Consider the following 13,112-nt stretch of genomic DNA (forward strand, 5'->3'; position numbering starts at 1 on the left):
AACTACCCTCGCTGCAAACTCAGAGTCCTACGAGAGCGTGCTCATAAAAGTTGAGAATGCAACCTGTACTGGCAGCCCATCTTCAGGAACCTTTACCGTTGATGATGGATCTGGTGTCCTTAACATCTACAAGGCACTCTACCTGCCATTGGCCATGACCACCAACGATGTGTACAATGTTACCGGTATTATTACCGATTACTCCAACGCCACCACACAAATGTATGAGCTTTACCCTCGTAGTGCTGACGACGTTGTTGACGTAACCACAGGTATTAGTGATAATAGCAGTGTGGCTACCAAGGTATTCCCTAACCCATTCACCAGCAGCTTTACGGTGAACTCGGGCAAGGTTGTTTCAACCATCTCTATCTACAACCTTCTTGGACAGAAGTTAGTGGAGCATAACTACAGCGCTGCTGAAGTAACTGTTCCTGCTGCTAACCTTACGAACGGTATCTACATTGTAAACGTTCGCTTCCAGGATGGAACTGCAACCAACCTTCGCATGGTGAAGAAGTAGGCTACAAACCATATCTTTGAAAAAATCCCTTGGCTTACCAAGGGATTTTTTTTATTACAATCCATTTTGAAAAAAATTAGATTAACAACCAATTTCTGACCATAGAAAAAGCAATGCACCAGTTTTCGATTCTAAAAAAATGGTAATTTTGTTTTCGAATTGAAGAGACATACCATCGAAAAACAAGATTTTGTCAAATAATCGAGTATGAATAATAAGATTAAAATCTCAGCATGGACATTAGTGTTTATTATGGGAATTGCCCTAACATCGTGCTATAACAACATCCCTTGTCCGGCCTACGTCAAGCAATCTAAGCCAGAGGTGGCGCAAAAGTCAGTGTAAATTTCTTTTCTGATAGAAAAAAATAACCTATTTTTAGAGTGTCAATAACCTAACACTGCAACCATGAAAAAATTGCTTACCATTTTCCTTACTCTAGTATTTATTGGCGCACTGAGCAGCTGTAAATCGAGTAAGCCCTGTCCAGCATATTCCAAAGGAAGTTCTGCGACATCAATAAGAGCATAAGGAAGGGTTACCTTCCTTTTTTTTACTTCTCCCTTCACTTCGTATTTTTCTTAATACCACCGTCCTCAAACGTTAATTACTCCTATCTTTACAAGGATAATTAAGTAGCGCAACTAACTATTTTGGTCAAGTGAGGAATTGCCTATACAAAGCACTGCTTGTTACAGTATTGCAGGCGATATTGCTCGTAAGCCACCTACAGGGGCAGGGTCAAATTGACACCACGGGTTCAAAAATTTACTTCCGGAATGAGGTAACCGGTGGTTTTATGCTCAACTCCAACGGAGTTGGCGTGAGTTACCGCTTTGCACGACGAGTGAATCTGCTTAAGAAAAATCTGATCGAAGCTGAGTTCTCGTTAGTAAAGCATCCCAAAGAGGAGAGCGTCAACAGCCCACTTTTCCCCAGCAATAAAAGCTTTGTTTTTGGCAAGCAGAACAACTTCTTCACCCTTCGAATTGGCGTAGGACAACAGCGCGAGATTTTTTCCAAGGCCGATGTTGGTAGTATTGCCATAAGGGTAATGGCCTCAGGCGGTGCTTCAATTGGCATACTAAAGCCATACTATATTGAAAAGATCAGCGTCACCGGTCCCAATCCCGACGAATATATCATTACCACCGAGAAATTTGGCCAAGACATCCACAGTGCGCTCGACATTTACCAGCGTGCACCATTCTTTACCGGCATTAATGAAGTCAACTTTGTTCCAGGGGCCTACCTCAAAGCTGCCGTGAGCTTTGAATACAGCCGCGTCTCACAGATTTTACATATTGTGGAGGGAGGTGCCATGCTGGAAGCCTTTCCCAAAAAGATTCCAATTATGGCCTTAACTAACAACAACCAATTTTTCCTTTCGGTATACGTCAGCTATCGATTTGGCCGCATAATTGATCCCAGGCTTCGTGCCATAAGGAAAGAGCAACGGCGAACCCAAAAAAAAGAATAGTTATTGATTTTTACTCTGTTAATTCTGTAACGTTTGCGTAAAAACAGGGCACATCCTCTGCCCCTTTGCGCATAAGTATTCAGGTAATATTGTATCTTTGTATTTCGAAAGTTTCACTAATTAAAATATAAATAACATGGCAAAGATTAAAGTTGCAATCAACGGTTTCGGTCGTATTGGCCGCAACGTTTACAAGATTGCCCTCGACCGTCCCGAAATTGAGATTGTAGGTATTAATGACCTAACCGATACCAAAACGTTGGCTCACCTGCTAAAGTACGACTCCACCCAAGGCAAGTTTAATGGGGAGGTTAGCTACGACAAGGAAGGTATTATTGTGAATGGTAAAAAAGTTCCTGTATATGCCGAGCGTAGCCCAAAAAATATTCCCTGGGCCACTACCCCCGATGTAGTTGTTGAGTCTACTGGCATCTTCACCAAGCGCGAAAGCGAAAAGGGTGGCTACGGCGATCACCTCAAGAATGGTGCAAAAAAGGTAATTCTAACCGTTCCTTCCAAGGATACTATCGACAAGATGATTGTTCTTGGCGTTAACGATGCAGAGCTTAAACCAGAGCACATTTGCGTTTCCAATGCATCTTGCACCACCAACTGTCTTGCTCCAATTGTAAAGGTTCTGAACGATGCTTTTGGCATTGAAAATGGATTCATGACCACCGTTCACTCCTACACCAACGACCAAATGGTTCTTGATGCACCTCACAGCGACCTTCGTAGGGCTCGCAGTGCAGCTGTTTCCCAGATTCCTACTACCACTGGTGCGGCTAAGGCTGTTGGCAAAGTTATTCCTGAACTAGCCGGCAAGCTCGATGGTATGGCAATTCGCGTCCCCACCCCAACCGGTTCAATCGTTGACTTTGTAGCCAACCTCAAAAGGGAAGTTACCATTGAAGAGGTAAATGCTGCCATGAAGAAAGCTGCTGAAGGCCCAATGAAGGGGATCTTAGAATACACAGAGGACCCCATTGTTTCGGTTGACATTATCCACAATACCCATAGCTCAATTTTTGATTCTCTCAGCACCATGGTTAATGGCAAGACCGTTAAGGTTCTGTCTTGGTACGATAACGAGTGGGGTTACTCCTGCAGAGTTGTTGACTTAGCCGTTAAACTTTTTAAGTAATCATTTATCCACAACATTGCTTAAAATCTCACAAAAGATTTAGAGCATACGAATAATAAAAAAACCGGGAGATACTCCCGGTTTTTCATTTTTCGCTTGAGTGGTAATTATCTCTTTCCACCTCTTAGGTTGATGTCGTATATTACTCCATTAACAGTTACGGTGGCAAGGTTGTCGCAATCACCATTTCCATAATCGAGGGTAGCTGTTTTATCTCCCACTGCGATATCTACCGTGCCAGCAACTATCCAGCGACATGCTCTCTGAATTTGAAGCGCGTTGACAATAGTGTGGGTGTAAGTTTCTCCCTGACGGTTAACGCCAGTTTCAGAACCTTCTACGCTGAATACATCATCCCAAATGTTGTATGGTGTGTCCATTCCGCTAACCCATGTTCTGGTGCGATTGGCCTCACGAGTATAGGTGGTTCCATCGGCAAAGGTGATTTTTCCGCCTGTGAGCGTCACAGAATACTGATAATCAGCAATCTTCTGCACAACCCGCGTTCCTTCAATCAAGTTGTCGTCGATAGTGAAGTTTTGGAAGGTCACCGTTCTTGTATACTGAGCCTGTAGTGGGCCACCAACAATGTTAATTACAATAACACCATTCTTAACGTGACCATTGCTGGCATTTGGATTAGTCCAATTTACGTAGGTTACGGTTTTGGTTACACTGCCATCATTATTAACTGTAGTAACTATGGTACGTGATGAGGCATCATCGGCATAGGCTGCCATGGTTGGAGAAGGAGCCGAACTCATTTGGGCGCCACTGTTGGAGGTAATGTCATCAACTTCTGCATCAACATCGTCGTAGGCTGTGGTGACCTGATCGTCATCTGTAGTGGAGGAAACAATCGGATTTGTTGGAGTCGTATCCTTTTAGCAGGAGGAGAACATGAATACTGCAAAAGCAGCTGCGAGAAGGAAATTAATTCGTTTCATAGTATTAGATTTAAATGGTAAATAATTCATTTTTATACCAGCAGTCTTTTTGTTTCTGCTTTCGTCTGTAATACATCGCATAAAAAAAACACCCTACATTTTTCCAAAAAAAATGTAAAACGAATATTTAATAATCTAGTAACAAATTGATTATATGAATCTTAAGGAATGGAAGAATATTTTAAAAGCAATTACAACATTGCTATTGAAAATTAGTTTTATGCTGAATCTACACCTTAATCGATCAAAAAGAAGGTGCTTTAAAGAACTAACCTTTGCCCCCAATCGTTTACATTAAACTCAACAAACGGAAACATTTTCTCTATGAGGAGGGTGAAATGATTTTCTTTTTATAAACTTGTAGCTATTCAAAGTTTTCCCTAAGCCTTGATATACCAACTATGAAAAACCTCTTACCTTCAGCCATTACTGCCATAATTATTGCCGCCATCTTAACCATTTCAGCGGCCACTGCCTATGCCCAACCCAATAGGGCGAAAGCAATGCTTGTAAAAAGCACCAGCACATCTGTTGTTGCAACATTCAAATCGCCACTTCCCCGATCCATTAGCGTGGAAACACCACGAGGCACCTCAAATGTTTACTTCATTGACGGTGCGGCTAACATTCTAACCAAGGGGATGCCCGCGCTGCCAAAATTGACCAAATCTATTATTGTACCAACCAATGCCCATGTGGAATTGGTAATAACGGACTCAACATACAAGGATATCCCCAACGTAATGGTGGCGCCTTCGAAGGGGAACATTAGCAGGGATCAGGATCCAGCGAAAGTCCCCTTTATTTATGGGGCGGCATACAGCAAAAATCAGTTTTTTCCAGGTAATTTGGCCGAGGTTGGACAAAGCTATACCCTCCGCAAATATAATGGAGTGCCAATAGTTGTTTATCCTATACAGTATAACCCGGTTACCAAGGTGCTTCGGGTGTATACCTCAATTACCGTTGAAGCAAGGTTTACCTCCAGCAACCCCATACTGGCAATGGCTTCGCAACCGCAGCAATCTGCAAGCGATGGATTTCGGGATATTTACAAAACTCAGTTCCTCAACTATACAGAGGCAGTAAGCGATCGCTACACTCCACTGTCGGATGTGGGAACCATGCTCGTTGTTTGCTACCACGATTTTATGTCGGTCATGCAGCCCTTTGTGGATTGGAAAAATCAGCGGGGCCTAAAAACAGTTTTAGTTGATTTCTCTACCATAGGAACCACCGCTGATCAGCTAAAAACATACGTATCAAACTACTACCATCAAAATGGACTCACCTTTCTTCTTCTTGTTGGAGATTCGCCACAAATTCCGTCAAAGCAGCTCCCTCTGATCACCACCACAGGAACTGGTTATTCAGACTCCTACTACGGAATGATTGATGGCGATGATGCCTACCCAGAAGTTATTGTAGGACGATTTTCAGCCGAAAATGCTACGCAGGTTACTACCATGGTAAACAGAAGCATCAGCTATGAAAAGAGCCTAAAGGAAGACGCAACCTGGCTGAGCAGTGGAGTTGGCATTGCCTCTGCGGAGGGAGGCACCGATGGCGACAATGGTGAGTCCGATGCCCAGCACATGGAAAATATTCGAACAAAGCTCATGGCCTTTGGCTATTCACCGGTTACCCAAGTTTACGATCCTAATGCCAGCAAGGGCACCCTCATTTCCAGAATTAACGAAGGAACTGGGATTATTAACTACGTGGGCCATGGAGCAGATACTTACTGGGTTACCACCGGTTTCGGATCGAGCGATATGAGCTCGTTAACCAACACCGATCGCTGGCCATTTATTTTCGACGTTGCGTGTGTTAATGGAAATTTTGTTGGGCAAACCTGTTTTGCGGAGGCATTTACCAGAGCCTCCACGGCCAACGGCCCAACCGGAACTGTAGATATTATAGGTTCCACCATCAACCAATCGTGGGCTCCACCCATGGACGGTCAAGATGAGATGGTTAATATTCTTACCGAAAGCTACTCCGACAACATTCGCCGAACCTACGGGGGAATCGTGGTAAATGGTTGCATGGCTATGAACGATAAGTATGGATCGGATGGCGATGAAATCACTGATTTCTGGGCCATATTTGGAGATCCAAGCCTACTTGTACGCACCAAGGCACCATCAAAACCATACGTTTCCCATCAAGCGGTTATGATTGTTGGCCAGCAATCGATGGATATTACCACCGATGCCAACAATGCCACCGTTTCGCTGTGGCAAGCAGGGAGTTCTCTTGCAACCACTACAACCGCTAATGAAACTGCCACCCTAACATTTAACCCGCTAGTAACTACTGAACCAGTAATACTAACCCTTACTGGATATAACCTTGTGACTACCATTGACACTTTGCCAGTTACCGTAGGCAATGAACCATATATTACAATAAAGTCCATCACCCCAGTTGCCAACATGGCTTTGGGTGCCGAAAGAAGGTTGAATCTGTCGCTGAAAAATATTTCCACAAACGCTGAGCCCATCACCAATGCTACTATAAAACTACGCTCCACCGACAGCAGAATTACGCTGGTTGATTCTACCGAAACTGTTGCAAGCATAGGTCTCGATCAGGTTGATCTCTCCTCGGCATTTTCCGTTCTAGTAAATGCCAACCTGCCTGACCTATCTCAAATAAAATTTTCAGTTGTAATTGAGGGAACCTTCGACGGAGGAGTATATTATACCATTGCACCCTTTACCATGCAGGTAACAACACCCTTCATTAAGACCACAAATCTTACTGTCGACGATTCCTATGGTAATAAGAATGGGAATCTCGACCCGGGTGAATTTGGAATTGGTAGCATCACCATAAAAAATACGGGCCATTCCGTTGCACAATCACCCTCAGTATTATTCTCCTCCTCCGATAGCACCCAGCTTATCATCCTTTCACCTGCAATACCGATTGGTAACATGAACGTTGGCGATGAGCAGACAATTCCAGTAAAGCTGAGTTCACCCGCATCGGCAACAGAAGGTGCAAAACTTCAACTTTATACCAACGCAACCTGCTCCAATCAACAGAGTTCAAGAGATACGACAAACCTGCTTTTGGGGGCCCAGAGCTACCTCACCATGAAGAATGGAATTTACCAGGTTTGCAACACAAAACTTTTCGATTCAGGTGGTCCAAGCAATAATTACAGTGCATTGGAGAACTACACCATGACCTTGACAACCGGTGACCCGTCCACTCGTTTGAAGCTAAATTTCTTGAGCTTTGTAACCTCCGCTTCTGATGTGATGACCATATACGATGGGCCATCCAATAGCTATCCGGTTTTAGGAACCTATTCCGGAACAGTCGGAGCATTTGAGGTAACATCGAGCAGTTCATTTTTAACCATTTCATTTATGAGTGGCAACACCGGAATGGCTGGATGGGATGCTAACATTCAATGTTTTGCACCAACTTCCTTGCCAACATGTCCATCAATTGTTTCTCCGTTGATTGGTGCCACAAATCAGCGGGAACCTGTGCTGCAGTGGAGTGGCAAAAACTCCGATTACTATAAAATTTATTGGGGCACGAGCAATACTCCTGCACTATATGATACCACATCGAGCACAAGCATGCAGGTTCGCCTAATGCCTAATACCAGCTACTACTGGAAAGCTGTTGGAGTAAATCAGGCAGGCGAGAGCATTGGATGCCCAGTATGGAACTACACAACCGGATCAAAATCCGATAGCCTCATAATGAAAAATGGCATGGCCTATTCCTGCAATGCTGTCTTTTACGACGAGGGCGGCCCAAATAATGATTACAATAACAATACCCTTGATACCTATACCATTTATCCTTCACAGCCAGGAGCAATGGTTAAGGCAACATTCTCCAATTTTGCCGTTGAAGATGGTTACGACACCCTTTATGTATGGAACGGGGCTAGCAGTGACTCTCCTCTAATAGGGGCTTTTAGCACAATAGGCTCCTTGCCTCTTGCCCTTCAGAATATGGTAGCAAATAACAGTAGTGGTGCCTTAACCTTCCGTCTATCCTCCGATTATTATGTTACAGAGGCAGGATGGAAAGCAACCATTGGATGCAACTTGCCAAGCACCACGGCCATTGCAACCCTTCATATTACAGATGGTACTAATCCTATTCCAAATGCATCGGTAACAGTTGGAGCATTAAAATACAGTACTGACGGTAATGGTAATCTGAGTGTTACCCTACCATACGGTATAAATACAATTGGTATAAATGCTGATGGATATAGGACCAATAATTTTGGTTGGAATATTTCCACTTCAATGGCAGATACCACAGTGGTGCTAAACGAGCTTTCAATTCTTAGCCTTACGGTAACCAATAGCGAAGATGCACATCCAGTTTATCCAGCACTGGTTACAGTTGATGGAGTTTCATATAATACAAATATTGGAGGGCTGGTAGATGCGCCAGTTTTAGGATTTCCTGCTGGATGGGCCGTTAGCTCCAATGGCTTCCAAAATGCCATGGGAACAACCAACTCTGCCACCTCAAGAGCCTCTGAATCGGTTGCACTAACTCCAATCAACCACGTTCAGATTAAGCTTCAGAATAGCGTAACAGACGAACCCATTTCAACCGGGACTGTTTTCCTTGGCCCAGAGCAGAGCCTATCCGGTCTAGATGGGATTGCCCATTTTATTGCAGCTTCAGGATCCTATGACGTGGAGGCCTCTGCACCGGGTTACCAAACGACTAACCTCAGCAGCAAGGATATCAATTCCAGCAATGCTAGTTCAATTTCAATATCAATGATGCCTAACCAGTACAACCTAACCATTATAGTCATAGACACGAATACCTCCGCTCCATTGGTTAATGCTGCTGTAGCCATCAATGGACAAACATACTATTCTGATGCCACAGGTACAATGGTTATTACCCTATATCCCGGGAACCATGCATTTACGGTATCGGCCGATAATTACGATGTTTATTCGGGAAGCGTAACCCTAGAAGGTGCTGATAAATCCATTACCGTGCTACTCAAGGGGGTTAGTGTGAACGGAAATAACACCTTCTCAATCTTTCCTAACCCAGCAACCGACGAATTTACAGTTGACACAGGAAAAGATGGCAAGATATTGGTAACTGTTTTCAACCTTGTGGGAGCAGCTGTAATAGAGGAAATGGTTGATAACGGAACCTCAATCAATATCTCCAGCCTACATAAAGGCGTTTACATTGTGAAAGTTACCTCAGAAGGCGAACAGCATGTATCGAAGCTGATAGTTAACTAAGGTTTATCAGATACAATAGCATTGAGGGCGTCTGCGAAATAATGCGGTCGCCCTATTTTTTTGATAACCCTTAAGGAAAATTGTAACTTCGGAAAGTATGATTGTCACTTTGGAAATACTTATGGAAGGTGTTGACAACTTGTAACTCGTCACTCTTCTGTCACACGTCACTTTCGTTGAACTTCCTTCACACTTTTCGATGAACGCCTAATTGCAAACTGCGGGTTAATTTCTGAGGAATTTCTCTCAAGACTACTCATACCTCAGGGCTTCAATTGGATCCAACCGAGAAGCCTTAACGGCAGGGAAGTACCCTGAAACAACACCTACAACAAAGCAAACCGCGATTCCAGTAATAATCCAAAACCAAGGAATAACAAATGAACTACCTATAATTACCGACATGATGTTGCCAACAATCACTCCCAAAATAATTCCAAGCACTCCACCCATCTGTCCAATAAAAATTGTTTCAAACAGGAACTGCTGCTTTATTGTTCTCGATTTGGCACCAATGGCCTTTCGCGTTCCAATTTCTCGTGTGCGCTCCGAAACCGAAACCAACATAATATTCATAAGCGCAATTGCCGCTCCAAGCAAGGTAATAATTCCAATGACAGTAGCAGCCATATTAATTACTGCTAAGTTACTAATGAGCATGTTGGCCAAGCTATCGCTCTTTTCAATGGTGAAATCGGTGGCATCGGAAAGGCTAAGGCCACGGATGATGCGGAAAAGCCCTTCTGCTTCAGAAGCGGCAACATCCAGTGCATTAATATCGGCAGGCCGAACGTTTATCTCAAAACTTTGCCATGGTGCACTAAAGTTAGTCCTCACATTATTCACTGTAAGGTAAACCGTTCTATCGTCTCCACCACCAAATCCTGTTCCCTTCGATTCTAAAACGCCAACAACTTTATATCTTGCTGAACCCACCGCAATGATTTTACCGATAGGATCTTCGTAAGGTTCAAACAATTTATTGGCGACCTCCTTGCCAATAATGGCAAGATAGCGACCAGCATCGGATTCTTGAACCGTAAAGTTTCTGCCCAACGCAAGCTCCTTCCCATAGGATGCAAGATAATTCTCATCTACTCCAACGACATCAATGTTGGGATTTGTCTTTTTAGTGTCATATCTTACAGTAGATGCCCCAGAGGCAAAAACCGAAATGGAAACGGTGGCAGGAAAGTTAAAGCGTTCCTTAAATGCTAAGGCATCTCTATAGGTTATATTGCTGAAGTTCTTAGCCCTGTGTCTTCTACCACCCGAATTAAAGCTACTGCGATTTTGAATAGTAAAAGTATTTGCGCCCATGCTGCTAAATTCACTTGTAATAGATGATTTTATAGACTCGATAGCGGTGCGAATACCAACCAACGCCATAATACCAAATGCTATAATAAGCGTGGTAAGGATAGTTCGGAGGAGATTAGACTTTACAGAATTAATGGAAATTCGAAAGTTCTCTTTTAATAGGGCACCTACCTTCATGGAAATATTCTTTTTTCGAAATTTAGCAAAACCAAATCAAAACACAGCAACAAAACAGATGTATGACTTACAATGAGTGCAAAAGCTTAACTAGTCTGGGCAAATGGGCTCGTTAACGGTAAAAAGAGAAACCGCACAAGCCACCTGCTTTTGATCGCCCATCAAGGTCACCACATCACCTTCAAGCAAAACCAACTCGCCGGAAGGATTTGAGATAAGTTCATCATTGCGCCGTAAAAGTAACACAGAAAGACCAAACTTTCGCCGCAGATGAATATCCTCCAAACTCTTTCCGGCAACATAACAACGAGGCAAAACCCGAAACGTTGCAAGTTCCACCTGCGTCATCAAATCTTTTAACCCAGCATTGCTTGGCTGGAACGAGAGCGAGCGAAACATTCGGTAGCCATCGGAGCGTATGTCGGCCACCATCTGCTCAATTTCATCACGCGGCACCAAGTAACGGGCCATTACGCGTGAAAATATTTCCACAGAGGTCTCAAAATCTTGGGAAATAACCTCATCAACTCCTAACTTGTAAAGCGCCTCCATATCGCGAGTTGAGCGTGTACGGATTATGATGTAGGCGGCAGAATTAAGCGATCGGGCAGCCGCAGCAATGCCAAAAGTGGAGGCTGCATCAGGCACGGCTACCACAACTACCGAAGCCCTCCTAATTCCGGCAGCGAGCAGAACAGGATCGGAAGCAGCATCGCCATAAAAGATGGGTTCATTTCTCCGTTGCTCCTTTCTTACAATCTCCGGGTTAAAATCAACTATGGCGTAAGGAATCCGAGCAATTTTCGATGCCCGCACCATATTGCGACCATTTAACCCATAACCAACAATAATCAAGTGGTTGCTAAGCTTCTCGTGCTTAGGTGGCCATACTGGGTTTAAACCACGCTTAAGCGCCTTGGGAATAGGAAGTTTCAGCAATTTATTGGCCAATGGAATAGAGGAGAGCATTAGCAAGGGTGCCACAGCCATGGTAAGCACGCTGCTGGCAATAAATATGCGGTACAACCAATCGTCCATAATCCCAAGCTGAACACCGCGCTGGGAAAGGATGAACGAAAACTCGCCAATTTGTGCCAATCCCAAGGCAACGATGAGTGTCGATTTAAATGGAAAACCAAGAACAAAAGCAGCAAAGCCAGCAATTACAGCCTTCAGCAGTATGACTGCCAATGTTACCGCGAGTATGAGCAGCAGATTATTCATAAAGAAATGAAGGTCGAACAGCATGCCAATGGAGATAAAGAAGAAGCTGGCAAACACATCCCTGAACGGAATAATCTGACCAAAGGTATGATGGTTATAGTCGGTCTCCGAAATGGCGAGCCCCGCAAGAAAAGCCCCCAAGGCCAAGGAAAGCCCAAGCGCATAGGTTATGTAAGTAATGGAAAACGCAATGGCTATAATTACCAACAAAAAGAGCTCGTTGCTTCCCGTCTTTGCCACTTGGTAAAGAACCCGTGGGATGATGTATTTTCCGGCAACAATGGTCAGTGCAATGATGCCAATGGCTCCGACTAGCAACTTTACAAAAGCACCGTCATCCTCGCTACCCTTGCCAGCCAGCAAGGGAATAGCCACCATCATAAGGATAACCGCTAAATCTTGGAATATCAATATCCCCAAAGCTGCATTTCCATAATCGGTACTGATAACCCCCTTCTCCTGCATCACCTTTAACACAATGGCAGTGCTGCTCAACGCAACCAAAAAGCCTATAAATAATGCATTCTGAAAAGAAAATCCAATAAAATAAACGATGATACCGGTAAATAAAATGGTTAGCAACACCTGTACAGAACCGCCAAGCAATGCCACTTTACGTATTTCAATGAGCTTCTTTAGCGAAAACTCAATACCAATGGTAAACAGCAAAAAGATTACCCCCAACTCAGCCAGAAACTCCATTCGGGTTCCATGCCCGGCCAACCCAAAGCCATAGGGTCCGGCTAATATTCCGGCGACCAAGAATCCAATTATTGCTGGAAGCTTTAACTTGTGGAAAATAAAGACCGAAAGGGATGCAATCCCAAACACTAGAGCAACTTCCTGCAATATTTCCATATCGATAATTTTGAGAAGACCAATTCAATTTGCCACTTAAGATTCAAAAAATACTAAATTTGCGGCTTAAGCCAAAGTATGGTCAACAGCTCTATTTCAGCAATTGTTAAGTTAGGCAATATTTTTGAGGAAGCCTGCTCCACCTCCGAAAATCTTTCGGCAGAGGCAACGC

8 protein-coding genes are annotated in these 13,112 nt (G+C 43.7%); 5 read left to right on the top strand and 3 right to left on the bottom strand.

All coding sequences use genetic code 11. The features are described from left to right. From VMW01_00790 to gap, 4 genes are all read left to right on the top strand, one after another. The coding region (locus VMW01_00790; GenBank protein HUW04773.1) for a T9SS type A sorting domain-containing protein at window positions 1-523 on the top strand (523 nt) is incomplete at its 5' end. 207 nt (window positions 524-730) lie between these two features. Continuing rightward, window positions 731-868: a hypothetical protein gene (locus VMW01_00795; protein ID HUW04774.1), complete on the top strand. Its 138-nt coding sequence runs from the start codon at window positions 731-733 to the stop codon at window positions 866-868. A gap of 316 nt (window positions 869-1,184) precedes the next feature. Next, window positions 1,185-2,003 carry a hypothetical protein gene (locus VMW01_00800; protein HUW04775.1) on the top strand — a complete coding sequence of 273 codons (819 nt, stop codon included), beginning with the start codon at window positions 1,185-1,187 and terminating at the stop codon, window positions 2,001-2,003. Window positions 2,004-2,139: 136 nt separating this feature from the next. Beyond that, entirely contained in the window at window positions 2,140-3,147 is a 1,008-nt protein-coding gene (gene gap, locus VMW01_00805) for a type I glyceraldehyde-3-phosphate dehydrogenase (protein ID HUW04776.1), read from the top strand. 107 nt (window positions 3,148-3,254) lie between these two features. On the opposite strand, the gene VMW01_00810 is transcribed toward gap, so the two are convergent. Further along, the gene (locus tag VMW01_00810; GenBank protein HUW04777.1) at window positions 3,255-3,911 is read right to left on the bottom strand and encodes a hypothetical protein; all 657 of its coding nucleotides are present in this window, start codon (window positions 3,909-3,911) and stop codon (window positions 3,255-3,257) included. A gap of 584 nt (window positions 3,912-4,495) precedes the next feature. Between VMW01_00810 and VMW01_00815 the strand changes: the two genes are divergently transcribed. Next, entirely contained in the window at window positions 4,496-9,361 is a 4,866-nt protein-coding gene (locus VMW01_00815; protein ID HUW04778.1) for a C25 family cysteine peptidase, read from the top strand. Between the two features lie 252 nt (window positions 9,362-9,613). Here VMW01_00815 and VMW01_00820 read toward each other — a convergent pair whose 3' ends face one another. Together VMW01_00820 and VMW01_00825 are read right to left on the bottom strand one after the other, a co-directional pair. Beyond that, on the bottom strand, window positions 9,614-10,858 hold the full coding sequence (locus VMW01_00820) for an ABC transporter permease (GenBank protein ID HUW04779.1): 1,245 nt from the start codon (window positions 10,856-10,858) through the stop codon (window positions 9,614-9,616). A 90-nt stretch (window positions 10,859-10,948) separates the two neighbouring features. Continuing rightward, window positions 10,949-12,940 (bottom strand): cation:proton antiporter, encoded by a 1,992-nt coding sequence (locus VMW01_00825; GenBank protein HUW04780.1) that lies wholly within the window; start codon window positions 12,938-12,940, stop codon window positions 10,949-10,951. Window positions 12,941-13,112 lie beyond the last annotated feature (172 nt).

The organism is Williamwhitmania sp. (assembly GCA_035529935.1).
Taxonomy (GTDB): Bacteria; Bacteroidota; Bacteroidia; order Bacteroidales; family Williamwhitmaniaceae; genus Williamwhitmania.